The 24,085-nt window shown below is 59.3% G+C and carries 18 protein-coding genes and 1 pseudogene; 10 read left to right on the top strand and 9 right to left on the bottom strand.

The features are described 5' to 3' along the window. Positions 1 to 138: 138 nt before the first annotated feature. Both L9059_RS06335 and L9059_RS06330 read right to left on the bottom strand, forming a co-directional pair. Entirely contained in the window at positions 139 to 738 is a 600-nt protein-coding gene (locus L9059_RS06335) for an FMN-dependent NADH-azoreductase (RefSeq protein WP_247289348.1), read from the bottom strand. 255 nt (positions 739 to 993) lie between these two features. After that, positions 994 to 1,308 (bottom strand): 3-phosphoglycerate kinase, encoded by a 315-nt coding sequence (locus L9059_RS06330; RefSeq protein ID WP_247289347.1) that lies wholly within the window; start codon positions 1,306 to 1,308, stop codon positions 994 to 996. A gap of 49 nt (positions 1,309 to 1,357) precedes the next feature. Here L9059_RS06330 and L9059_RS06325 point away from each other — a divergent pair, with 49 nt between their 5' ends. The 5 genes and pseudogenes from L9059_RS06325 to aqpZ all read left to right on the top strand — a co-directional run bounded on the left by L9059_RS06325 (position 1,358) and on the right by aqpZ (position 6,476). Continuing rightward, complete coding sequence (locus tag L9059_RS06325) at positions 1,358 to 2,281, top strand: PA3225 family LysR-type transcriptional regulator (protein ID WP_247289345.1); 924 nt, start codon at positions 1,358 to 1,360, stop codon at positions 2,279 to 2,281. 14 nt (positions 2,282 to 2,295) lie between these two features. Next, positions 2,296 to 3,101 (top strand): annotated as a pseudogene (locus L9059_RS06320) (alpha/beta fold hydrolase). A 3-nt stretch (positions 3,102 to 3,104) separates the two neighbouring features. After that, positions 3,105 to 3,662, top strand: coding sequence for a peptidylprolyl isomerase (locus L9059_RS06315; RefSeq protein ID WP_247289340.1), 558 nt, complete (start codon positions 3,105 to 3,107; stop codon positions 3,660 to 3,662). 82 nt (positions 3,663 to 3,744) lie between these two features. Further along, positions 3,745 to 5,577 (top strand): ABC transporter ATP-binding protein, encoded by a 1,833-nt coding sequence (locus L9059_RS06310; protein WP_247289338.1) that lies wholly within the window; start codon positions 3,745 to 3,747, stop codon positions 5,575 to 5,577. Between the two features lie 203 nt (positions 5,578 to 5,780). Further along, positions 5,781 to 6,476, top strand: a complete 696-nt coding sequence (gene aqpZ, locus L9059_RS06305; RefSeq protein ID WP_247289337.1) for an aquaporin Z — start codon at positions 5,781 to 5,783, stop codon at positions 6,474 to 6,476. Positions 6,477 to 6,491: 15 nt separating this feature from the next. On the opposite strand, the gene L9059_RS06300 is transcribed toward aqpZ, so the two are convergent. Beyond that, positions 6,492 to 7,616: a GNAT family N-acetyltransferase gene (locus L9059_RS06300; RefSeq protein ID WP_247289334.1), complete on the bottom strand. Its 1,125-nt coding sequence runs from the start codon at positions 7,614 to 7,616 to the stop codon at positions 6,492 to 6,494. A gap of 281 nt (positions 7,617 to 7,897) precedes the next feature. Here L9059_RS06300 and L9059_RS06295 point away from each other — a divergent pair, with 281 nt between their 5' ends. After that, entirely contained in the window at positions 7,898 to 9,214 is a 1,317-nt protein-coding gene (locus tag L9059_RS06295; RefSeq protein WP_247289332.1) for a putative porin, read from the top strand. A 256-nt stretch (positions 9,215 to 9,470) separates the two neighbouring features. On the opposite strand, the gene L9059_RS06285 is transcribed toward L9059_RS06295, so the two are convergent. From L9059_RS06285 to aceK, 3 genes are all read right to left on the bottom strand, one after another. Beyond that, a complete protein-coding gene (locus L9059_RS06285; protein WP_247289330.1) occupies positions 9,471 to 10,592 on the bottom strand; it encodes a beta-ketoacyl-ACP synthase III in 1,122 nt (373 codons plus the stop codon). Positions 10,593 to 10,943: 351 nt separating this feature from the next. Next, positions 10,944 to 14,855 carry an ATP-dependent RNA helicase HrpA gene (gene hrpA, locus L9059_RS06280; RefSeq protein WP_247289328.1) on the bottom strand — a complete coding sequence of 1,304 codons (3,912 nt, stop codon included), beginning with the start codon at positions 14,853 to 14,855 and terminating at the stop codon, positions 10,944 to 10,946. A 186-nt stretch (positions 14,856 to 15,041) separates the two neighbouring features. Next, the gene (gene aceK, locus L9059_RS06275) at positions 15,042 to 16,763 is read right to left on the bottom strand and encodes a bifunctional isocitrate dehydrogenase kinase/phosphatase (RefSeq protein ID WP_247289326.1); all 1,722 of its coding nucleotides are present in this window, start codon (positions 16,761 to 16,763) and stop codon (positions 15,042 to 15,044) included. 129 nt (positions 16,764 to 16,892) lie between these two features. On the opposite strand from aceK, the gene L9059_RS06270 reads away from it, so the two are divergent. Next, the gene (locus L9059_RS06270; protein ID WP_247289324.1) at positions 16,893 to 17,786 is read left to right on the top strand and encodes a DMT family transporter; all 894 of its coding nucleotides are present in this window, start codon (positions 16,893 to 16,895) and stop codon (positions 17,784 to 17,786) included. Positions 17,787 to 17,847: 61 nt separating this feature from the next. On the opposite strand, the gene L9059_RS06265 is transcribed toward L9059_RS06270, so the two are convergent. Both L9059_RS06265 and cysK read right to left on the bottom strand, forming a co-directional pair. Next, entirely contained in the window at positions 17,848 to 18,786 is a 939-nt protein-coding gene (locus L9059_RS06265) for an aspartyl/asparaginyl beta-hydroxylase domain-containing protein (RefSeq protein ID WP_247289322.1), read from the bottom strand. Positions 18,787 to 19,035: 249 nt separating this feature from the next. Beyond that, on the bottom strand, positions 19,036 to 20,010 hold the full coding sequence (gene cysK, locus L9059_RS06260; RefSeq protein WP_247289320.1) for a cysteine synthase A: 975 nt from the start codon (positions 20,008 to 20,010) through the stop codon (positions 19,036 to 19,038). 127 nt (positions 20,011 to 20,137) lie between these two features. Between cysK and L9059_RS06255 the strand changes: the two genes are divergently transcribed. The 3 genes from L9059_RS06255 (at position 20,138) to L9059_RS06245 (ending at position 23,418) form a co-directional block, all read left to right on the top strand. Next, on the top strand, positions 20,138 to 21,214 hold the full coding sequence (locus tag L9059_RS06255) for a DUF748 domain-containing protein (protein ID WP_247289318.1): 1,077 nt from the start codon (positions 20,138 to 20,140) through the stop codon (positions 21,212 to 21,214). 147 nt (positions 21,215 to 21,361) lie between these two features. After that, a complete protein-coding gene (locus L9059_RS06250; RefSeq protein ID WP_247289316.1) occupies positions 21,362 to 22,207 on the top strand; it encodes an AAA family ATPase in 846 nt (281 codons plus the stop codon). Positions 22,208 to 22,239: 32 nt separating this feature from the next. Then, entirely contained in the window at positions 22,240 to 23,418 is a 1,179-nt protein-coding gene (locus tag L9059_RS06245) for a vWA domain-containing protein (RefSeq protein ID WP_247289314.1), read from the top strand. Positions 23,419 to 23,542: 124 nt separating this feature from the next. Here L9059_RS06245 and L9059_RS06240 read toward each other — a convergent pair whose 3' ends face one another. After that, positions 23,543 to 24,085: a DUF2937 family protein gene (locus L9059_RS06240; protein ID WP_247289312.1), complete on the bottom strand. Its 543-nt coding sequence runs from the start codon at positions 24,083 to 24,085 to the stop codon at positions 23,543 to 23,545.

Below are 24,085 nucleotides of genomic sequence, written 5' to 3'. Positions count from 1 at the left end.
CCCGATCTCGCTAAAGCGTTCAATCGGGCGGCAGCACTCAGGAGCACAAGTGCAAAGGGAGGTTCGATGCGCGTAAAAACCTTGAAGGGGTCACGCCAGGTCACTAGAACATCCAGCGATTATCTGACGATTAACATATCAAGCAACCTGGGCCAGCTTGGCTTTTGCCTGATTCAGGCCCTTCTCCTGGAAGTCCCCACCCAGGTTCATGCCTTCGGCATGGATGAAAGTCACATCGTTGATGCCGATGAACCCCATCACCTGGCGCAGGTACGGTTCCTGATGATCCGCCGGGCCGCCGGCATAGATCCCGCCGCGTGCGGTCAGCACGTAGGCGCGCTTGCCGCTGAGCAGACCTTGCGGGCCGGTTTCGGTGTATTTGAACGTCATGCCGGCACGCAACACATGGTCCAGCCAGGCTTTCAGGGTGCTAGGAATGGCGAAGTTATACATCGGCGCGGCCATCACCAGGACATCGGCGGCCAACAACTCGTCTGTCAACTGGTTGGAGCGTTCCAACGAGGCCTGTTCGCTGTCATTGCGCTGATCCGCCGGTTTCATCCAGCCACCCAGTAGCGTGCTGTCCAGGTGTGGCACCGGATTCGCAGCGAGGTCACGGACGGTGATCTGGTCGGCCGGGTGCGCGGCTTTCCACTGGCTGATGAAGGTTTGGGTCAGTTGACGGGAAACCGAATCTTGCTGGCGGGCACTGCTTTCGATGATCAGGACGCGTGACATAGGTTGTAGGCTCCATCTGAGAATGCTGTAAGACGATGGAGTGAAGGTTAAACAGAGCCATATCGATTAAAAAGCGCAAATAACTGCTACAACCCATCGATAAATTCGTTTATAAACTCAGCATACAGCTTGAGCTCGCACCTGTAGGAGTGAGTCAGTTCGCGATAGCGGTCGGTCAGTCCGCATTGTTGGACACGAGCACACCGTTATCGCGAGCAGGCTCGCTCCCACAGAGTCTTCCTCATCATCCTGAAGTTATTTCGGAGAGCAAGTCAGCTGGATGCGCATCTTGATAATGGTACGGGTGAACTTGGCGGTGGCGAAGCTGTGTTTCCCGGCGGGTACCTCGATCTTGCGAGTGCGCGGCGCTTCAGGGCCGTTAGTGAAGACCACCTTGCAGGTTGCATCGACAGTGCCGTAGTTGTTGACCTGGATGGAGGCAATGTCGCTATCCGTGTCGGAAGCGTTGTAGTCGATGCTCATGCCATTGAGCTGCTTGGTGACGTCGATCGGATAGGCAAAGGCAGTCAATGGCAACATCGCCAGCACCAGATAACAGAATTTTTTCATTCGGCAGTCTCCAATAAGTGCTGCCAGCTTAGGACAAGAGGAGCTCAACATGAAAGCGCCCCGCGTGACCCTTGATCAATGGCGAACGTTGCAGGCCGTGGTCGATCACGGCGGTTTCGCCCAGGCCGCCGAAGCGCTGCATCGCTCGCAATCGTCTGTCAGCTACACCGTAGCGCGTATGCAGGACCAACTCGGCGTACCACTGCTGCGTATCGATGGCCGCAAGGCCGTGCTGACAGAAGCCGGCGGGGTGCTGCTGCGCCGCTCCCGGCAGTTGGTGAAACAGGCGAGTCAGCTCGAAGACTTGGCTCACCATATGGAACAGGGTTGGGAAGCCGAAGTGCGCCTGGTGGTCGATGCCGCCTACCCGAGCGCACGCCTGGTGCGAGCCCTGACCGCATTCATGCCGCAAAGTCGCGGCTGTCGGGTGCGGCTGCGCGAAGAAGTGCTGTCCGGCGTCGAGGAAGTGTTGCTGGAAGGGGTTGCCGACCTGGCAATCACCGGATTTAGCATTCCAGGCTACCTGGGCGCGGAATTGAGCGACGTCGAATTTGTCGCCGTGGCCCACCCCGATCATCCACTGCATCGCCTGAACCGTGAATTGAGCTTTCAGGACCTGGAAAGCCAGATGCAGGTGGTGATTCGCGACTCCGGTCGCCAGCAACCCCGGGATGTCGGCTGGCTGGGTGCCGAACAGCGCTGGACTGTAGGCAGCCTGGCCACCGCAGCGACTTTTGTCAGCAGCGGCCTGGGCTTTGCCTGGTTGCCCCGGCACATGATCGAACGCGAATTGAAGGAAGGTTCGCTCAAGCTGCTACCTTTGGATCAGGGCGGTAGTCGTAATCCGAGCTTCTACCTGTATTCGAACAAGGACAAACCCCTGGGCCCGGCGACGCAGATCCTCATCGACCTGCTGCGCACCTTCGACACCGCGCCGCTGGATGCGCCGTTTGCGGCCCCAGAACAAGCCTGACATGGAGTGACTGCATGGCCTATTTTGAACATGAAGGTTGCAACCTGCACTATGAGGAATATGGCCGTGGCACCCCGTTGCTGCTGGTCCATGGCCTCGGCTCCAGCACCCTGGACTGGGAGATGCAGATCCCGGCGCTATCAGCCCGCTACCGGGTGATTGTCCCGGATATCCGCGGCCACGGGCGTTCCGACAAACCCCGCGAGCGCTATAGCATTACCGGGTTCAGCGCCGATCTGATCGCCCTGATCGAGCATTTGAATGTTGGCGCCGTGCATTATGTGGGCCTGTCGATGGGCGGCATGATCGGTTTCCAACTGGCCGTGGATCAGCCGCAGTTGCTCAAAAGCCTTTGTATCGTTAACAGTGCACCCGAGGTCAAACTGCGCAGCCGCGATGATTACTGGCAGTGGTTCAAGCGCTGGAGCATGATGCGCGCGTTAACCCTGGGCACCATCGGCAAAGCCCTGGGCGCCAAACTGTTTCCCAAGCCGGAGCAGGCCGACCTTCGTCAGAAGATGGCGCAGCGCTGGGCAAAAAACGACAAACATGCGTATCTCGCCAGCTTCGATGCCATAGTCGGCTGGGGCGTTCAGGAACGACTTTCCAGGGTCTCCTGTCCAACCCTGATCATCAGCGCAGACCGTGACTACACCCCGGTCGCCCTTAAAGAAAACTATGTAAAACTGCTGCCTGATGCGCGGCTGGTAGTGATTGCCGATTCGCGCCACGCCACCCCGCTTGATCAGCCCGAACATTTCAACAAAACCCTGCTCGAGTTTCTCACCGCAGTCGACACCACCACACTCAGGATCACTGACCCATGCTGAAAAAAATCGCCCTCGCCGCTGGCACCGTTCTGTTTGCCGCCAACCTGATGGCCGCCACACCCGCCAAGGCGCCGCACGTGCTGCTGGAAACCACCAATGGCCAGATCGAAATCGAACTGGACCCAGTCAAAGCGCCGATCAGTACCAAGAACTTTCTTGAGTACGTAGACAGCGGCTTCTACAACAACACGATCTTCCACCGCGTGATCCCTGGCTTCATGGTCCAGGGCGGCGGCTTCACTCAACAGATGCAACAAAAAGACACCAAGGCGGCGATCAAGAACGAGCACAAGAACGGCCTGGTCAACGTACGTGGCACCTTGTCCATGGCCCGCACTTCGGCGCCGGATTCGGCCACCAGCCAGTTCTTCATCAACGTCAAGGATAACGATTTCCTCGACCAGGGCGACGGCTATGCGGTGTTCGGCAAAGTCGTCAAGGGCATGGACGTGGTCGACATCATCGTCAACTCACCGACTACCATGCGCGGCGGCATGAAAGATGTGCCGGCGGATCCTGTGTTCATCAAGTCGGCCAAACGCATCGACTAAGCTGCACGGCCAGTACCGAGCGGCGCCTGTGACGGCGCCGTTCGCATTGTCAAAGGAGAGCCCGTGCGCGGGCGGAGAGCCGATGCTTTATCGCCGTTTTGAACAACTGATCGACATTTTCCGTGATGCACCTACGGCGGCACCGCCAGATCGGGTTCTCCCCTTCTACACCTATTACCTCAAGCAGGTTTGGCCGAGTTTCGCCGCCCTGCTGGTTGTCGGCCTGATCGGTGCGCTGATCGAAGTGGCTCTGTTCAGTTATCTGAGCCGCATCATCGATCTGACCCAGGGCACACCCAACGTCAATTTTTTTCAGGAGCATGGCATCGAACTGGCCTGGATGGCGGTGGTCGCTCTGGTCTTTCGGCCGATTTTTGTCGGCTTGCATGACCTGCTGGTGCACCAGACACTCAGCCCCGGCATGACCAGCCTGATCCGCTGGCAGAACCATAGCTACGTGCTCAAACAAAGCCTTAATTTCTTCCAGAATGACTTCGCTGGCCGCATCGCCCAACGCATCATGCAGACTGGCAACTCCCTGCGCGATTCCGCCGTGCAAGCGGTGGATGCGCTGTGGCATGTCCTGATCTATGCGATCAGTTCGCTGGTGCTGTTCGCCGAAGCCGACTGGCGCCTGATGATGCCCTTGCTGACGTGGATCGCGGCGTACATTGGCGCGCTCTGCTATTTCGTCCCACGGGTCAAGGAACGCTCGGTGGTGTCCTCTGATGCCCGCTCCAAACTCATGGGGCGGATCGTTGACGGCTATACCAACATCACCACGCTGAAGCTGTTTGCCCACACCAACTTCGAACAGCAATACGCCAAGGAGGCCATCGAGGAACAAACGGTAAAGGCCCAGTTGGCCGGCCGCGTCGTCACCAGCATGGACGTGGTGATCACCAGCTTGAACGGCCTGCTGATCGTCAGCACCACCGGCCTGGCGCTATGGCTGTGGACCCAGTCGCTGATCTCGGTTGGCGCCATTGCCCTCGCGACCGGCCTGGTGATTCGCATCGTCAACATGTCCGGCTGGATCATGTGGGTGGTCAACGGCATCTTTGAAAACATCGGCATGGTCCAGGACGGTTTGCAGACCATCGCGCAACCGGTCAGCGTGACCGACCGCGATCAGGCCAAACCGCTAACAGTGCCTCGTGGCGAGGTGCGTTTCGAACAGGTCGATTTTCACTACGGCAAGAAGAGCGGGATCATCGGCGACCTCAACCTGACCATCAGGCCGGGTGAAAAGATCGGTTTGATCGGGCCCTCCGGTGCCGGCAAGTCGACCCTGGTCAACCTGCTGTTGCGCCTGTATGACGTGCAAGGCGGGCGCATCCTGATCGACGGCCAGAATATCGCCGAAGTCGGTCAGGAAAGCCTGCGCGAGCGCATCGGCATGATCACCCAGGACACTTCGCTGCTGCACCGTTCGATTCGCGACAACCTGCTCTACGGCAAACCCGACGCCACCGACGCTGAACTCTGGGAAGCCGTGCGCAAGGCCCGCGCCGATGAGTTCATACCGCTGCTGTCGGACTCTGAAGGCCGTACCGGGTTTGATGCGCATGTGGGCGAGCGAGGTGTGAAACTCTCCGGCGGCCAGCGCCAGCGGATCGCCATTGCCCGGGTGCTGCTCAAGGACGCGCCGATCCTGATCATGGACGAAGCCACCTCGGCACTGGACTCGGAAGTCGAGGCCGCGATCCAGGAAAGCCTCGAAACCCTGATGCAAGGCAAGACCGTGATCGCCATCGCCCACCGGCTTTCGACCATCGCGCGGATGGACCGCCTGGTAGTGCTGGAAAACGGCAGGATCGCGGAAACCGGCAGCCATTCCGAATTGCTCGCCCATGGCGGATTGTATGCGCGGTTGTGGCAGCACCAGACGGGCGGATTCGTCGGGATCGACTGAGTTCCCCCCGCCCCTGTGGGAGCAACTTACAAACATAAAACCGCCATAGCCCCTTGACCACGCGCCCTGGCGGTTTTTTCGGCGCTGGCATTCCACAAAAATCCTGCTGTACTCAGGCAAGGTTCTGGAGACGAGCCTGTCGTAAATCTGCAGGATGCATAACTCGATACAGTCTCGATAGGAAGCCTATCAAGGACGCTCTCATGTCTCTGTTCAAACGTTCAGTTACTGAGTTGTTCGGCACGTTCTGGCTGGTGTTGGGAGGTTGCGGCAGTGCGGTCTTGGCCGCGTCTTCTCCGCTTGGAATCGGGGTACTGGGTGTGGCCCTGGCGTTTGGCCTCACGGTACTGACCATGGCCTTCGCCATTGGCCATATCTCCGGTTGTCATCTGAACCCGGCAGTCTCTGTCGGTTTGTACGTCGGCGGTCGATTCCCGGCCCGGGAACTGCCTGCCTACATCGTCGCTCAGGTGATCGGCGCGATTATCGCTGCAGGCCTGATCTACTACATCGCCAGCGGCAAGGAAGGGTTCGATCTGTCGGCGGGGCTGGCCTCCAACGGCTACGGCGAACACTCTCCCGGCAAGTACTCGATGGCGGCAGGCTTTGTCTGCGAGTTGGTAATGACGGCAATGTTCGTGCTGATCATCCTCGGCGCCACCGACAAGCGCGCGCCGGCGGGACTGGCACCAATCGCCATCGGCTTGGCCCTGACGCTGATCCACCTGATCTCGATCCCCGTGACAAACACCTCGGTCAACCCGGCCCGCAGTACCGGTCCGGCGCTGCTCGTTGGAGGCTGGGCGATCGCGCAGTTGTGGATGTTCTGGGTCGCGCCGTTGCTCGGTGCGGTGGTCGGCGGAGTGACCTACCGCTGGCTGGGCAAGGAAGACGGCTGAGACCGGGTGCGAGGATCATTCCTGTCGATAAGGCAGGGCGGTCCTCGCGTCCTCGGCGTAAGCCAGCACACCCCGACGCTCCTGCTGCAAGAAGTCTTTGACCGCCGACTTCAGACCGGGATGGCGCAAGTAGTGCCAGGAATGGGTGATCACCGGTTCAAAGCCGCGGATCAACTTGTGCTCGCCCTGAGCGCCGGCGTCGAAGCGCTGAAAGCCATTGGCGATGGCATAATCCATGCCCTGATAGAAACAGGTCTCAAAGTGCAGGCGGTCGAATTCCGCCAGGCAGCCCCAGTAGCGCCCGTAAAAACTGCCGCCCCCCACCAGGCTGAAGGCCATCGCCACCGGGCGTGCGCCCTGTTTGGCCAGGACCACCCGAATTGACTCGGGCATACGCTCGGCCAACAGGCTGAAAAACGCCCGCGTCAGGTAGGGCGCCTGTCGCCGCACCGCATAAGTGTTGGCGTAACAGGCATAGACAAAATCCCACTGCGCCTCGCTCAGTTGCCGCCCTTCCAGCCACTCGAACTCGATGCCCTGCCCCGCGACCTGCTCGCGTTCCTTGCGCATCTGCTTGCGCTTGCGCGAACTGAGGGCGTCGAGGAAATCCTGGAAATCCCGGTAACCACGGTTTTGCCAGTGGTACTGGCAGCCGATTCGCTGCAACCAGCCCGGCTGCTGCGCCAGTGCGGCATCGGTAAAAGGATCGGTGAAGTTGATGTGGGCGCTGGAAAGTCCTTCGATCTCCAGGTAACCCGGCAGGCTTTGCAGCAATTCAAAGCCTTCCTCCACGCTGGCCGCCAGCAGGCGCGGCCCGCTAACCGGGCTGAACGGCACGGCAGTCAGCAGCTTGGGGTAATAGTCGATACCCGCCCGCTCGCAGGCATCCGCCCAAGCGTGATCGAACACGTACTCACCATAGGAGTGCCACTTGCGGTAACTGGGGAGCGCGGCGATCAGCCGATCGCCCTCGACGTGCAACAGATGCTCGGGCTGCCAGCCGGAGTGCGGGCCGATGCTGGCGCTGTCTTCCAAGGCACTGAGAAAGGCATGGCGCAGAAACGGCTGGGCCTCCGGAACCAGGGCATCCCAGGTATGCGGGGCAATTTCGGACAGATTTTCCAGTCGCTGCAACGGCATAAATTCCTCTTCACCTGAATGCGTGAAAGCCCCGCGAGTATCGCTTATCGCGGCGCAAGCTACACGACCTATCCGACCGCAGTGCTCTGGAAAAGGCATTCCAGGCGAATTCGTATCGTCATCGCAACGCCATCACTTTGCCACCGCGCTGTCATAAACGATCGCGATACTGGCGCCTGTTTTTAGAGCGTCGGGGTCTACCCCGCCACTGTGTTCCGTCCATCAAAGGTCGGTTGTGCCCTGGATGGCTCAGTCATCCACTCTCATCTTCGGAGATTGATATGCGTCTTGCTTCCACGAAAACTGCGGCGGCCCTGTGTGGTGGTCTGTTGCTGGCCATGAGCGTTCCGGCCAGTGCCGCAGTCGACGCCAAACTGCTCGACATGCTCAAGGCAAACGGCTCGATTACCAATGCGCAATACAGCGAACTGCAAGCCGAGCTGGCCAGGGATCAGAAAGACCAGCAAATCGCCCGTCAGGCTCAGCAAGAGACCAACGAGCAGATCGCGGCCACCGCGAAGAAGACAGACGCACTGAGCACTTTCGACCAGAAACTGGCCTGGGCGGCCAAGACCCAGTTCAAAGGCGACGTGCGTTTCCGTCAGGAAACCATCAAGAACGATGGCGTTTCCAACAACCGGGATGCGAATCGCCAACGCGTTCGTGCCCGCCTGGGTGCCTACACCGAGATCAACCCGCAAGTCGACACCGGTATCCGTATCGCTACCGGCAACAACGACGACGCTCGCTCCACCAACCAGAGCCTGGACAACTACTTTGACAAGAAGTCTATCTGGCTGGACCAGGGTTACGTCGACTACCACCCAGACGCGATCAAGAACCTGCACATCGTAGGCGGCAAGATGCCGCAGCAATGGGTGAGCATGGGCGACATCATCTGGGATAGCGATATCAGCCCGGAAGGCCTGGCCGTCACTTACAAATACCCGCTGGGCGCGAGCACCGAACTGTTCGGCAGCGCCGGTCACTACACCCTCAAGGATAACGTCGACGGTGAAGGCGTGCAGTTCAAGCACGACCTGCGCCTGTACGCCGGCCAGTTGGGCGCGCGCTTTGCCATCACCGACAACCTGAAGCTGACCCTGGGTGGCAGCATCTACGGCTATGACAACGACGACGACATCACCGCAGGCGGCACCAGCATTCCATCGGTACTGGCCACCAACGGCAACACCCCGAACGAGCAATTCAAGCTGTACGAAGGCTTCGGTCAGCTGGACATCGGTGGCCTGGCAATGCCGCTGTCGTTGTATGGCCAGGTGGTCAATAACCAGGATGCCAGCAACGATCAGGACATGGGCTGGCTGGCAGGTGTGAAGACCAAGGTCTACGGTTTCGGCCTGGACTACAACTATCGCGACGTACAGCGTAACGCAGTGGTTGGCGCCTTCACCGACTCTGACTTCGCCAACGGTTTCACCGGTTCGCGCGGCAGCAAGCTGAAGGTGAGCTACGAGCTGGACAAGAACTTCTCCCTCGGCGCGACTTACCTGATGGCGAAATCCGACTACACCAACGCCACCTTGCGCGACTCGAAAATCAACACCCTGCAACTGGATGCTGAAGCCAAGTTCTGATAACCCGCTGTTCGGCTCGGGCAGGGATGCCCGAGTCGCCTTTCCAAACCCGCTTTGCGCTATCGGTCCCCATCATCCGTCCGATAGTGCATTGCGGGTTTTTTGCGTTCGCACATTCCCCCGTTCCACGGTAGGAGCGAGCTTGCTCGCGATGGTCGTGAGAGCGCCGCGGGGTGCCAGGCTCCCAGCGGCATTGTTGACGACCATCGCGAGCAAGCTCGCTCCTACAGTGAATGTGTATAGGTGGGTATGAACTTCAGCGCTTGCGCAGAAGCACGCTGCCGATCGAGTAGCCGGCGCCGAACGAGCTGAGCACCGCCAGCGAACCCGCCGCCAGGTCTTCCTGGTTCTTATGGAACGCAATCACCGAACCCGCAGAGCTGGTGTTGGCATAGGTATCAAGAATCACCGGTGCTTCTTCTTCCGTAGCCTCGCGGCCCAGCAGCTTCTTCACGATCAGGTGGTTCATGCTGAGGTTGGCCTGGTGTAGCCAGAAGCGCTTCACGTCAGTCACGTTCAACTGGTTTTCTTCCAGGTGAGTGGCGATCAGCTCGGCCACCATTGGGCATACATCGCGGAATACCTTGCGGCCTTCCTGCACGAAAAGCTTGTCCTTGGCACCGATGCCCTCTTGCGCCGCGCGGTTAAGGAAGCCGAAGTTGTTGCGGATGTTGTTGGAGAACTTGGTCAGCAGCTTAGTGCTGACGACATCGAATTGGTGTTTGGAGGTAGCGAGGTCGGCACGCTCGATGATCACCGCTGTGGCCGCGTCACCGAAGATGAAGTGGCTGTCACGATCACGGAAATTGAGGTGGCCGGTGCAGACTTCCGGGTTGACCATCAGGATGGCCCGGGCCTGGCCCAGTTGCACGCTGTTGGCTGCAGCCTGGATGCCAAAGGTCGCTGACGAACAGGCAACGTTCATATCGAAGCCGAACCCCTGGATGCCCAACGCTTCCTGGACTTCGATGGCAATGGCCGGGTAGGCGCGTTGCAGGTTGGAGCAGGCGACGATAACACCGTCGATGTCCGTAGCGGTCTTGCCGGCGCGTTGCAGAGCCTGCTCGGCAGCACCGATGGCCATCTGGCACAGCACCGACCATTCGTCATTCGAACGTTCCGGCAGACGTGGCGCCATGCGCCGCGGATCGAGGATGCCGTCCTTGTCCATGACAAAACGGCTCTTGATGCCAGAGGCTTTTTCGATAAACGCGGCACTGGACTCGGTCAAGGCTTCGACTTCGCCGCGAGCGATCGCTTCGGCGTTGTCGGCGTTGAAAAGCGCGACATAAGCGTTGAAAGACTGCACCAGCTCTTCGTTGGAAATGCTGTTGGCCGGGGTGTACAGGCCGGTGCCACTGATGACGACATTATGCATGGTCGTTTCTCTAATCTGTTCAGGCAGAAAGCATTGGCACCGACGTACCAACACACAAAGGGTCTATTCCCATCCGGGGGACGCAAACCTGGCATCGCTTTATTCCGGTGCGCCTGCAGCCGCGAAGGCTCAAAACCGCAGGGCCGGCGTTTATAGGCGCGAAGTTTGCCATAAAGCGCGGGGTTTGGCCCTATTTGCTGGATGAAACACGGACCCAATGTGGCAGGGAGCTTTTGTGGCGAGGGAGCTTGCTGCCGCTTGGGTGCGCAGCGCTCACAAAATTTGGGGGCCGCTGCGCAGCCCCGCGCGAGCAAGCTCGCTCGCCACAGGTAATCTTCCTTGCTACAGCGTTTATGGCTCGACTTGGGTCCACTGCTTATTCAGGCGCTTGTCCGAGATCGGCACCTTGGTGCCCAACTGCTGGGCAAACAGCGAAACCCGGTATTCCTCCAGCCACCAGCGATACAACTCCAGTTGCGGATCGCGCTTGCCTTCCTGGGCGTGCTTGTTCGCGCGAGTCTGGTATTGCGCCCACAGACCGGACAGTTCGCCACTCCAGACCCGATCCTTCTGCACCTGCGCGCCAAGTTTTTCGAAGCGCTGCTCGATGGCTTTCAAATAACGCGGCAATTCCTTGAGCCACTGCATTGGCGTCTCGCGCACAAAGCCCGGATACACGAGGTTGCCAAGTTGTTGCTTGATGTCGTTCAAGGCCACGGCTTGTGCCAGGTCGATCTTGCCCTTGAAGCGCTTCTGCAGACCATGCCAGAGCTTGAGAATGTCCAGGGTCAACCTCGCCAAGCGCTCGGCGTGCTCGGTCCACCCCCCGCGTTTGCGCTCAGCTAATGCCGCGAGTCCGGCGCCATCGCGGGGCAGCGGGTCTTCGCCCTCAAGAATGCAACTGTCAAGGCTGGCCAGCAGGATGTCTTCCACCAGGCTGTCGATGCGCCCCATGTCGCGGTACATCAACCCCAGCTCAGTCAGCCCCGGCAACTTGCCACGGAGGAATTTGGCCGGCTCCGCCAGTTGCTGCATCAGCAGGCGCTGCAAGGCGCGACGATGCTGGAATTCGGCTTCGGCCGGGGTCGAGAAACGCCCTTCCTTGACGGTGCCGGCTTCTTCCACCAACGCCGGGTAGACCGTCATCGACAGCCCGGCGATCTTCTGTTGGGTTTTCTCCGCCACTGCGGCAAACACCTTCGCCTCCACCGGCTGCTGACTTTTGGCAGTGTGCGGCACGGCCAGCGCGGCCTGACTGGCCTCGGCAAAACGCGCAGTCAGTTCGGCCAGATCGCGCCCCTCGCCGAGGAATTTGCCTTGGCCATCGACGATTTCCAGGTTCATGCGCAGATGGCTGTCAACCTGCTGCGCCGCCTCAGCCCAGGCTTCATCGCTGACCCGCGCGCCGGTCATGCGCAGCAATTCGCGCCCCAGTGCCTGGGGCAATGAGCCCTCGGCAAACGTCATGCGCTGCAGTGCGGCCTTGACGAAATCCGGCACCGGCACAAAGTTTTTCCGCAGAGCCTTGGGCAGGTTGCGCACCAGGGCTATGCACTTGGCCTCGATTACGCCAGGCACGAGCCATTCCAGGCGCTCCGGTGGCAGCATCGGTAGCAATGGCGCTGGCACGCGCAGGGTCACGCCGTCCCGGGGATGGTTCGGTTCGAAATGGTAACTGAGGGCCAGCTCCAGATCGCCGATGTGCAGGGTGTCCGGATAATGCAGCGCGGTGACTTCGCTGGCCTCCCGGGCCAACACGTCTTCCTCGCGCATGATCAGCAACTGCGCATCTTTCTGGCTGTTGACGCGATACCAGCTGTCGAAGGTCGCGGTCTGGTGGATCTCCGCCGGCAACCGCGCATCGTAGAAGGCGAACAGGGTTTCTTCGTCGGCCAGGATGTCGCGACGACGGGCCTTGGCTTCCAGTTCGTCGAGCTGTTCCAGCAACTGCGCATTGGCCGACAGGCATTTGGCTTTGGACTGAATCTCGCCCCGCACCAGGCCTTCGCGGATGAACAGCTCTCGCGAAACCACCGGATCGATCGGACCGTAATGCACCGGACGGCGACCGACCACGATCAGCCCGAACAGGGTGATTTGCTCGTAAGCCACCACCTGCCCGCGCTTCTTCTCCCAATGGGGTTCAAAGTGGTTTTTCTTGATCAGGTGGCCGGCCAGCGGCTCGATCCAGTCAGAGTCGATCTTGGCGACCATACGCGCATAGAGCTTGGTGGTTTCCACCAGCTCGGCGGTCATCAGCCATTGCGGACGTTTCTTGCCCAGGCCGGACGATGGATGAATCCAGAAACGTCGCTGACGAGCACCGAGGTAATCGCCCTCGTCGGCCTTCTGGCCGATCTGGCTAAGCAGACCGGAGAGCACGGCTTTGTGCAGTTTCGGGTAATCCGCCGGCTCTTTATTGAGGCTCAGTTGCATGTCGCGGCAGATCAGGCTCAGCTGGCGATGGGAGTCACGCCATTCGCGCAGGCGCAGGTAATTCAGGAAATTCTTGCGGCACCAGTTGCGCAGCGGGCTGGCGGTCAGTGCCTGGCGCTGCTCCTCGAAACCACGCCACAGATTGACCAGCCCGGCGAAATCCGAGTCCACATCTTTCCACTGGGCATGGGCCTGATCAGCAGCCTGCTGGCGCTCGGGTGGACGCTCGCGTGGGTCCTGGATCGACATGGCACTGGCGACTATCAGCACTTCCTGCAAGCTACCGAGCCTAGCGGCTTCAAGCAGCATACGGCCCATGCGCGGGTCTACCGGCAGCCGCGCCAGCTGGCGACCAAGCGGTGTCAGCTGGCTGTTGCGGTCTACCGCCGAGAGCTCTTGTAGCAGGTTAAAACCGTCGCTGATGGCTTTACCATCGGGTGGTTCGATAAACGGAAAATCGGTGATCTCGCCGAGGCGCAGATGCAGCATCTGCAGGATCACGGCAGCGAGGTTGGTGCGCAGGATTTCCGGGTCGGTAAATTCCGGGCGCCCAATGAAATCCTCTTCGCTGTACAGGCGTACGCAAATGCCCGGTTCGACCCGGCCGCAACGGCCTTTACGCTGATTGGCGCTGGCCTGGGAAATCGCTTCGATGGGCAGGCGCTGGACCTTGGCCCGATAGCTGTAGCGGCTGATACGCGCGGTGCCGCTGTCGATCACGTAGCGGATGCCGGGCACGGTCAGCGAGGTTTCCGCAACGTTGGTGGCAAGTACCACCCGACGGCCCGGGTGCGACTGGAAGATCCGCTGCTGTTCGGCCGGCGACAGCCGTGCGTACAGCGGCAGGATTTCAGTGTGCTTGAGCTGGGCCTTGCGCAGCATGTCGGCAGCGTCGCGGATTTCTCGTTCGCCGGGCAGGAACACCAGCACATCGCCAGGGCTTTTGCGCTCGCTGCGTTCGAACGCGGCAATTTCGTCGAGGGTGGCCAGGATCGCCTGATCCACGGTCAAGTCATCTTCGACGCGGTTACCCTCTTCGTCCTGCTCCAGGGTCAGCGGGCGGTACCAGGTTTCCACCGCAAAGGTGCGACCGGAGACTTCAACGATCGGCGCATCATCGAAATGCTTGGAGAAGCGCTCCAGATCGATGGTGGCCGACGTGATGATGACCTTAAGGTCGGGGCGACGGGGCAGCAGGGTTTTCAGGTAACCCAGCAGGAAGTCGATGTTCAGGCTGCGTTCGTGGGCTTCGTCGACGATGATCGTGTCATAGCGTTCCAGGTAACGATCGTTCTGGGTTTCCGCCAGCAGGATGCCGTCAGTCATCAGTTTAATCAGGGTGTTGGAATCGCTTTGGTCCTCGAACCGCACCTGATAGCCGACCAGCGCCCCCAATGGCGTACCCAGTTCTTCGGCAACCCGACTCGCCACGCTGCGGGCGGCAATTCGACGAGGTTGCGTGTGGCCGATCAGGCCATGCTGGCCACGGCCGATTTCCAGGCAGATTTTCGGTAACTGGGTGGTTTTACCCGAGCCGGTCTCGCCCGCGATGATCAATACCTGATGCTTGAGCAACGCAGCCTTGATCTCATCGCGCTTGGCGGCGATCGGCAGGCTGTCGTCATAACGCACCACCGGCAGGCTGGCACGCCGCGCCAGCACCTGGTCGCAGGACGCCTGCATGCGAGTCACCCACTGCGCCAGCTTGGCTTCGTCCGGCTTCTTGCGCAGCTCAAGCAGCTGCCGACGCAGCCGGTGGCGGTCGGCGAGCATGGCGTGATCGAGGTTTTTCAGCAGTTTGTCGATGGAGGGCGATTCGTCGGTCATCGGGTACGCAATTCAGTCGTCTAGTGGCGCAGGCGGACGATTGTCGCAGATTTTACGACCGCGCGCGGCCGATCGCGAGCAGGCTCACTCCCACATTTGACTGCGGCGCCCCCATTCTTGTGGTCGCAATAGTTCCAGTGTGGGAGTGAGCCTGCTCGCGATCGGCCGCGCAGCGGGCGCAACAAGTCACTCGTTATCGAGGCCCTTGCGCCGATACGGGAACACATCAATCACCTTGCCCGCCCGAATTGCCTCCTGCAGGCTTTTCCAGTAATCGGCGTTGTACAACTCGCCATGCAACTGATCGAACAGCTTCCTTTGCCCCGCGTCGGCAAACAGGAACGGCGGAAATTCTTCTGGGAACACATCCAGCGGCCCGATCGAATACCACGGTTCTGATGCCATTTCATCTTCAGGCGTGCGCGGTTGCGGGATATGGCGGAAGTTGGCTTCGGTCAGGAAGCAGATCTCGTCGTAGTCATAAAACACCACGCGGCCGTGACGGGTGACGCCGAAATTCTTCAGCAGCATGTCGCCAGGAAAGATATTCGCCGCCGCCAGTTGCTTGATCGCCAGGCCGTAATCCTCCAACGCTTCGCGAACCTGATCGTCATTGGCGTTTTCCAGGTACAAATTGAGCGGGGTCATCCGTCGTTCGGTCCAGCAGTGGCGGATCAGTACCGTGTCGCCTTCCACCGACACCGTGGAGGCTGCCACTTCAAGTAGCTCCTCCAGGCATGCCGGGTCGAACTTGCTCAACGGGAAACGGAAGTCGGCGAATTCCTGGGTATCGGCCATGCGGCCAACCCGGTCGACGCTCTTCACCAGGCGATACTTCTCAATCACCGTGGCGCGGTCGACGTTCTTCGACGGCGAGAAGCGGTCCTTGATGATCTTGAACACGGTATTGAAGCCCGGCAGGGTGAACACGCTCATCACCATGCCGCGCACGCCGGGTGCCATGATGAACTGGTCGTCGGTGTTGGCCAGGTGGTTGATCAGCGCCCGGTAAAATTCGGACTTTCCATGCTTGTAGAAACCGATCGAGGTGTACAGCTCGGCGATGTGCTTGCCCGGCAGTATTCGCTTGAGGAAGCCAATGAATTCGGCCGGCACCGGTACATCCACCATGAAATACGAGCGGGTGAACGAGAAAATGATCGACACGTCGGCTTCATCGGTGATCAGCGCATCAATCTGGATCCCGCGACCTTCACGGTGCAGCAGCGGAATCACCAGCGGCCATTGCTCGTCCCGGGTGTAGATGCGCCCCACCAGGTACGCACCCTTGTTGCGGTACAGCACCGAGGAAAACAGTTCGACGCTCAGTTCCGGGTCCTTGCAGACCCAGTCCGGCAAGTTCTCGCGCAGTTGCGCTTCGAGGCGGCGCAGGTCTCCTGGCAGGTCGGCGTAATCTTCGCCAAAACGGTAGTCGGAGAAAATGCTCGCGAGCATTCCGGACAACTGGCCCTGGGGCTTGTAGATGCGCGTTTGCGCGGCCCGAGCACGGCGCAGGCTCGGCCGGGTGGTGTGGATGAACATGCACCCGTCGCTGATCAGGTCATGGCTGAACAGCCCGCAGAAGATCGAGTTGTACCAGGTCTCGGACAGTTCATCGTCGAAGCGCAGGTCGATCAGGCTGATATACGCGCTCTTGACCAGCGGCCAGCAACTGACGTCCATCAACGCCTCGGTCTGGAAAGAGGAGCGCAGGCGTTCCACCGTCTCAGCGACTTTGTCTTCGTAGAGATTGATCCGCGCGGCCGATGCCGACTGCGTTTCCTGCCACTGGGCCTGTTCGAATCGCGCACGCGCACCGTCAGTGATCTGGCGGAAATGCTCGCGGTAATCGTCAAAGCCATCGAGGATCATTCGGGCGATATCGGCGGCTGGCCATTGCTGCGGCATAGGTAAAACCTCGGCGGCTGTTCTTGTCATTGGAGCCTGAGCTTAGTGGCCCTTTGTTACGCAACGCAACCATTGCCTTGTGCCCCGACTGGCGCGACACTTGCGCGCCAATCAAGGAAGGACCGTGCCGTGAACCCCGTCGATATTTTTCGCATGCTGTCGTTGGCAGCCATCTGGGGTGCGAGCTTTCTGTTCATGCGCATCATCGCGCCGGTCATCGGCACCGTGCCCACCGGGTTTTTTCGGGTGTCGATCGCCGCTGCCAGCCTGTTGGTGATCTTGGGACTGATGCGCATCAGCTGGGACTTTAAGGGCAAACTCAAGACAGTGATGCTGCTCGGGGTGATCAACTCCGGCATCCCGGCGACCCTGTATTCCGTAGCAGCCCAGGTGCTGCCGGCGGGCTACTCGGCGATTTTCAATGCCACCACGCCGTTGATGGGCGTGCTGATCGGCGGGCTGTTCTTCAGTGAAAAGCTGACTCCGGCGAAGTTGGGCGGAGTGTTCCTGGGATTGGTTGGCGTCGGAATCCTGACCCGTGCCGGGCCGGTGGCGTTCGATCTGCAGTTGCTGATGGGCGCCCTCGCCTGCCTGCTGGCCACGACCTGCTACGGTTTCGCCGGGTTTCTTGCCCGGCGCTGGCTGGATCAGGCCGGCGGTCTCGACAGCCGTTTGTCGGCGCTGGGCAGCATGCTCGGGGCGACCCTGTTCCTGTTGCCACTGTTCGGCTACAGCGTGATCACCCAGCCGCCGGCGAGCTGGGGTGGCTGGAGTGTCTGGTTATCGCTGCTGGGATTGGGCCTTGGGTGCACGGCGCTCGCGTACATCATTTACTTCCGCCTGCTGACTTCGGTCGGGCCGGTGAAGTCGATGACGGTGACGTTCATGATCCCGCCGTTCGGGGTGTTGTGGGGGGCCTTGTTTCTCGATGAACCGTTGTCGATGGCGCATATCTATGGCGGGGTGTTGATTGCCGTGGCGTTGTGGCTGGTGTTGAAACCGGCCAAGGTGGTTGGCCGGTAGTCCTTGGGGGTTGCTGATCATGCCTTCGCGAGCAAGCCCGCTCCCACAGAGGGGGCCGGCGTCAGCCAAACAACCAATACCCCAACAAAGCCAACACCACCGCCGCCAATACGGGCCGCAGCACACGGTAGGCCTTGGGATTGCGCCGCTTCCACTGCTTGATCACACCGCTGAATTTATCACTGGAATTCTTGCTCCAGGCATAGGCCTGGTTGATTCCGCCTACCCGTTCGTCATCCAGGTTCTGAGGCGCGGTTGCTCGGCCCAGCAAGCCACTGATCCAGCGGTTGACCCGGGTCATGAAGCGGTTGCTCAGCGGTCGTTCGATGTCACAGAACAGGATCACCCGGGTCATGTCGGTTTCGTTCTTGACCCAGTGCACATAGGTCTCATCGAACATCACATCTTCACCATCGCGCCAAGCGTACTCCTGGCCGTCGACGAAGATCCGGCACGCGTCGGAATTGGGCGTCGACAATCCCAGGTGATAACGCAACGAACCGGCAAACGGATCACGGTGCGGATTCAGGTGGCTGCCGCCAGGCAGCAAAGCGAACATGGCTCCTTTGACGTTGGGAATGCTGCTAACCAGAGCCACGGTTCTAGGGCACAACGTCTCGGCTGAAGGCAGTGGTTTGTCGTACCACTTGAGATAGAAACGCTTCCAGCCCTTCTTGAAGAATGAGCCGAAACCCGCATCGTTATTCTTCTCGGCTGCGCGAATGTAGCCCTCGTCAAACAGGTGCATCGCCTCGTCGCGAATCACCTGCCAGTTATCCTTGAGTACGTCCAGTTCCGGAAACTTGCTGCGGTCCAGGTAAGGCTTGGAAGGCACTCCCGAGAACAGGTACATCAAGGCGTTGTAAGGGGCGAACAAAGCCGAATGGTTGACGAACTGGCGCAGGACCGGCAGTCGCGCCTTGCCACGCAAATGCACATAGAGAGTGCTGCCCAGGAACAACAGTAACAAAGATGCCTTCGCGGCAAAGGAAAAGGTCATCAACAACTCCTTGATAATAGGCAACTCTGCACAACGCCATCTACCCGACGTGGCAGCCGGCCATGATAATCACTACCGGCATCGGGAAATACCCATGAAATTTAATATTCAGCGTTAAGGATTCAGTAAAAATAATTATTAGCACGGGATTGCGGAACGGGGGCTGACTTGGGTCAGGCCCCGCTCATGAACTGTAAAAACAAGATCAAAGATCGCAGACTCCGGCAGCTCCTGCAGGGGGACGCCTCGTTACGCCTGGTTCTCCTGGTCGGTGAACAGATCACTGAACAACATGCTCGACAGATAACGCTCACCGGAGTCCGGCAGGATAACCACAATGGTCTTGCCCTGCATCTCCGGAGTCTCGGCCAGTCTCACCGCTGCGGCCATCGCCGCTCCGCAGGAGATGCCGCACAAAATTCCTTCTTCCTGCATCAAGCGCAAGGCCATGGCCTTGGATTCGTCATCGGTCACCAACTCGACCCGGTCGACCATCGACAGATCGAGGTTCTTCGGGACAAAACCGGCGCCGATTCCCTGGATTTTATGCGGGCTTGGCTTGATCTCCTCGCCGGCCAGCGCTTGGGTAATCACTGGCGATACCACCGGCTCCACGGCCACAGAGAGAATCGGTTTGCCCTGGGTATTCTTGATATACCGCGAGATCCCGGTAATAGTTCCGCCGGTTCCTACACCCGCTACCAGCACATCGACCGCACCGTCGGTGTCGTTCCAGATTTCCGGACCGGTTGTTTTTTCGTGAATCGCCGGGTTGGCCGGGTTTTCAAACTGCGCAGGCATGAAGTGAGTGGAGGGATTGCTGGCGACGATTTCAGCGGCCTTTTCGATAGCGCCTTTCATGCCCTTGGCAGGTTCAGTCAAGACCAGCTCAGCGCCCAGGGCCTTGAGTACCTTGCGGCGCTCAATGCTCATGGAGGCCGGCATCGTCAGCAACAGTTTGTATCCCCGGGCAGCGGCAACGAACGCCAGGCCGATACCGGTGTTGCCCGAAGTGGGTTCGACGATGGTCATGCCAGGCTTGAGTTTTCCGGAGCTTTCGGCGTCCCAGATCATGTTGGCGCCAATCCGGCACTTGACCGAATAACCGGGGTTACGTCCTTCGATCTTGGCCAGGATAGTCACGCCGCGCGGTGCGATCCGGTTGATCTGCACCAAGGGCGTATTGCCGATGGAATGGGCGTTGTCAGCGAAAATACGGCTCATGGCTGGGTCCTTATACAGCATTGAAATAGCGCTCCAAGGTAAGCCTGTTGCTCGTGGTCGTCCAGTCAGGTCGAACGTCCTGTTACAACAACAGTCAATGGCTTTACATCGCTGGAGAATTGTCATCATGAAACGTCGCTACAGTTGGCCGCTATGGATCATTGCCGGGGTCGTCGTACTTCTGGTTGCGCTGCACATCGCCCTGCCCTACATGGTGCGCGACTACTTGAACGAGAAACTGGCCGACATGGGTGACTACCGCGGCCAGATCACTGACGTCGACCTCGCGCTATGGCGTGGTGCCTACAAGATCAACGGGCTGAAAATCGTCAAGATCGACGGTAAGGTCCCAGTGCCGTTCGTCAACGCGCCGTTGATCGACCTGTCCGTCAGCTGGCACTCGCTGTGGTACGACCACGCTGTCGTGGCCGAGGTGCAGTTCCTCAATCCCGAGGTCAACTTCGTAGACGGTGGCGCCAACAAGCAGAACTCCCAGACCGGCCAAGGCACCGACTGGCGCGCCCAGTTGAGCAAACTGGCACCGATCACCTTGAACGAAGTCCGTATCAACGATGGCAAGATCAGCTTTCGCAACTTTAACTCCAAACCACCTGTAAACATGAACGCCACCAAGGTCAACGCCAGCATCTATAACCTGACCAACGTGGTGGATACCGAAGGCCGGCGTGACGCCCGCTTCGAGGGCAAGGCCCTTTTGCTTGGCCATGCACCGCTGGAAACCACGGCGACCTTCGACCCGCTGAGCAACTTCGAGGACTTCGACTTCCGCCTGCGGGCACGGGACATCGAACTCAAGCGCATGAATGATTTCGCTTCTGCCTATGGCAAGTTCGACTTCAACGCAGGACATGGCGATGTGGTCATCGAAGCCGAAGCCAACAAGGGTCAGCTCAAGGGTTACATCAAGCCGTTGCTCAAGGACGTCGATGTCTTCAATTGGCAGCAAGACGTGGAAAACAAAGACAAAGGCGTATTCCGCTCCATCTGGGAGGCCATCGTCGGCGGTTCGGAGACGGTGCTGAAGAACCAGGGCAAGAACCAGTTTGCCACCCGTGTCGAGCTGAGCGGCAATGTGCACCGGCAAGATATCGACGCATTCCAGGCGTTTTTGCAGATTTTGCGCAACGGATTCGTTCAGGCGTTTAATGCCCGGTACGAGCGGCCGAAGCCGGATGCGGGTTGAGTCACTAAGTGACGCTCCATTCAGAGACTGAATAATCCGTCTGCGTTCACAGTCGACCGGCCTGCGCGTTATAGTCGGGCATTACATTTAATTCGCCCGTCCCGCCCTGCTTCGCTCAGGTCGGCGTCACCGTTCGAGGATTAGCAGATGAAGTTCGAAGGCACCCAGGCCTACGTCGCCACCGATGACCTGAAGCTGGCGGTCAACGCCGCCATCACCCTGGAGCGGCCGCTGCTGGTCAAAGGAGAGCCAGGCACCGGCAAGACCATGCTCGCCGAGCAACTGGCCGAATCCTTTGGCGCCAAGCTGATCACCTGGCACATCAAGTCCACCACCAAGGCCCATCAGGGTTTGTACGAATATGACGCGGTCAGTCGCCTGCGTGATTCGCAACTGGGCACCGACAAGGTTCACGACGTCCGCAATTACTTGAAAAAGGGCAAGCTGTGGGAGGCGTTCGAGTCCGAGGAGCGAGTGATCCTGCTGATCGACGAGATCGACAAGGCCGACATCGAGTTCCCCAACGACCTGCTGCAGGAACTCGACAAGATGGAGTTCTACGTCTACGAAATCGACGAGACCATCAAGGCCAAGAAGCGTCCAATCATCATCATTACGTCCAACAATGAAAAAGAGCTGCCGGACGCTTTCCTGCGCCGCTGCTTCTTCCATTACATCGCCTTCCCGGATCGCACCACGCTGCAGAAGATCGTCGACGTGCACTACCCGGACATCAAAAAAGACCTGGTCAGCGAAGCGCTGGACGTGTTTTTCGATGTGCGAAAAGTGCCGGGCCTGAAGAAGAAGCCTTCGACTTCGGAACTGGTCGACTGGCTGAAGCTGCTGATGGCCGACAATATTGGCGAGGCCGTGCTGCGCGAACGCGATCCAACCAAGGCCATTCCACCCTTGGCTGGCGCCCTGGTGAAGAACGAACAGGACGTGCAGTTGCTGGAGCGCCTGGCGTTCATGAGCCGTCGCGGTTCGCGCTGATCCCTCTTTTAACAAGATAGAGGGCGATAGCCATGCTGCTCAACCTGTTCAATGAAATGCGCGCCGCCAAGGTGCCGGTCTCGGTGCGTGAGCTGCTGGACCTGATCAACGCACTGAAACAGCGCGTAACCTTTGCCGATATGGACGAGTTCTACTATTTGTCCCGGGCGATTCTGGTGAAGGACGAAAAGCATTTCGACAAGTTTGACCGCGCCTTCGGAGCGTACTTCAACGGCCTGGAAAAACTCGATGACCACCTGCAGGCGTTAATCCCTGAAGAATGGCTGCGCAAGGAGTTCGAACGGTCCCTGACGGACGAAGAGCGCGCGGCGATCCAGTCCCTCGGCGGCCTGGACAAGCTCATCGAGGAGTTCAAGAAACGCCTCGAGGAACAGAAGGAACGTCATGCCGGCGGCAACAAGTGGATCGGTACTGGCGGCACCAGCCCGTTCGGTTCCGGCGGCTTCAATCCGGAAGGGATTCGTGTCGGTGATGCGGGTAAGCGCCAAGGCAAGGCGGTCAAGGTCTGGGACCAGCGCGAATACAAGAACCTCGACGATTCGGTGGAGCTGGGCACACGCAACATCAAGGTCGCGCTGCGCCGACTGCGTAAATTTGCCCGCCAGGGTGCGGCCGAAGAACTGGACATCGACGGCACCATCGACCACACCGCGCGCGATGCCGGGCTGCTGAATATCCAGATGCGTCCGGAACGACGCAACACGGTCAAACTGTTGCTACTGTTCGACATCGGCGGCTCGATGGACGCCCACGTGAAGATCTGCGAGGAACTGTTCTCGGCCTGCAAAACCGAGTTCAAACACCTGGAGTACTTCTATTTCCACAACTTCATTTATGAATCGGTGTGGAAGAACAACATGCGTCGCACGTCCGAGCGCACTTCGACCCAGGACCTGCTGCACAAGTATGGCGCCGACTACAAAGTGATCTTTATCGGGGATGCCGCGATGGCCCCCTACGAAATCACCCAGGCTGGGGGCAGCGTCGAACACTGGAACGAAGAAGCCGGTTATGTGTGGATGCAGCGCTTCATGGAGAAGTACAAGAAGGTCATCTGGATCAATCCGTATCCGAAGGACACCTGGGGTTATACGTCCTCGACCAATATTGTGCGGGACTTGATCGATGACCAGATGTACCCGTTGACGTTGCGCGGGCTGGAGGAAGGGATGCGGTATTTGTCCAAGTAGTTTGTTGTCTGGTCGAACGCTTTCGCGAGCTAGCCCACTCCCACAGTCGATCTGCGGTGTAGCAAAAATCTACTGTGGGAGTGGGCTAGCTCGCGATGCTTTTTGCCGGCACGATCCTTTGATCTCAGAGCCCACGCACATCCCTGTCCTCAATCGGCCGGCTCTGGCGCAGACGCTTGCCACCCAGCACCACCCAATCGATCAGCCGGAACAGGCACTCAATGCCGAACGACAGCAGCAAGGCGCCGCTCATGCCCCAGATCATCGCTTCCGGCGTCAGCAGAATCTGATAGCTGTAGCCGTTCCAGGTTTCCTTGCGGATGTCCGGATCAGCGGCCAAGGCGACTTGCAGCACGCGGATGTACCACGGGCCTTGCATGGCCTGGAATTGTTTATCGAGGGCCAGTTGCCGCGTGAGCAGAATGCTCAGGCTGTCGGCATCGCTGCGGAAAATCGGGTCTTCGCTGACGCGGTAGTGGTTCACCAGCGCTTGCATGTCGCCCTTGAAGAACTGATTGGCCGTGCCCTGAAAACCACTCAGGCTGGTCTGCGCCTCTATCAGGTGCGCCTCGACCCGCTTGGCATAATCATTGATGAAACCCGGCACCTGCACCCCGATCAACAGGCCCGCCGCAAACAACACTAGCCGTAGATAACTGAGCAACAT

Origin of the sequence: Pseudomonas violetae, assembly GCF_023072615.1 — a bacterium.
GTDB lineage: Bacteria > Pseudomonadota > Gammaproteobacteria > Pseudomonadales > Pseudomonadaceae > Aquipseudomonas > Aquipseudomonas violetae.
This window is presented reverse-complemented; position numbering and strand designations above follow the sequence as displayed.

Coding starts and splice junctions, on each gene's coding strand:
- L9059_RS06335 (WP_247289348.1), bottom strand. CDS start 738: ATGTCACGCGTCCTGATCATCGAAAGCAGTGCCCGCCAGCAAGATTCG.
- L9059_RS06330 (WP_247289347.1), bottom strand. CDS start 1,308: ATGAAAAAATTCTGTTATCTGGTGCTGGCGATGTTGCCATTGACTGCC.
- L9059_RS06325 (WP_247289345.1), top strand. CDS start 1,358: ATGAAAGCGCCCCGCGTGACCCTTGATCAATGGCGAACGTTGCAGGCC.
- L9059_RS06315 (WP_247289340.1), top strand. CDS start 3,105: ATGCTGAAAAAAATCGCCCTCGCCGCTGGCACCGTTCTGTTTGCCGCC.
- L9059_RS06310 (WP_247289338.1), top strand. CDS start 3,745: ATGCTTTATCGCCGTTTTGAACAACTGATCGACATTTTCCGTGATGCA.
- aqpZ (WP_247289337.1), top strand. CDS start 5,781: ATGTCTCTGTTCAAACGTTCAGTTACTGAGTTGTTCGGCACGTTCTGG.
- L9059_RS06300 (WP_247289334.1), bottom strand. CDS start 7,616: ATGCCGTTGCAGCGACTGGAAAATCTGTCCGAAATTGCCCCGCATACC.
- L9059_RS06295 (WP_247289332.1), top strand. CDS start 7,898: ATGCGTCTTGCTTCCACGAAAACTGCGGCGGCCCTGTGTGGTGGTCTG.
- L9059_RS06285 (WP_247289330.1), bottom strand. CDS start 10,592: ATGCATAATGTCGTCATCAGTGGCACCGGCCTGTACACCCCGGCCAAC.
- hrpA (WP_247289328.1), bottom strand. CDS start 14,855: ATGACCGACGAATCGCCCTCCATCGACAAACTGCTGAAAAACCTCGAT.
- aceK (WP_247289326.1), bottom strand. CDS start 16,763: ATGCCGCAGCAATGGCCAGCCGCCGATATCGCCCGAATGATCCTCGAT.
- L9059_RS06265 (WP_247289322.1), bottom strand. CDS start 18,786: ATGACCTTTTCCTTTGCCGCGAAGGCATCTTTGTTACTGTTGTTCCTG.
- cysK (WP_247289320.1), bottom strand. CDS start 20,010: ATGAGCCGTATTTTCGCTGACAACGCCCATTCCATCGGCAATACGCCC.
- L9059_RS06255 (WP_247289318.1), top strand. CDS start 20,138: ATGAAACGTCGCTACAGTTGGCCGCTATGGATCATTGCCGGGGTCGTC.
- L9059_RS06250 (WP_247289316.1), top strand. CDS start 21,362: ATGAAGTTCGAAGGCACCCAGGCCTACGTCGCCACCGATGACCTGAAG.
- L9059_RS06245 (WP_247289314.1), top strand. CDS start 22,240: ATGCTGCTCAACCTGTTCAATGAAATGCGCGCCGCCAAGGTGCCGGTC.
- L9059_RS06240 (WP_247289312.1), bottom strand. CDS start 24,085: ATGTTGCTCAGTTATCTACGGCTAGTGTTGTTTGCGGCGGGCCTGTTG.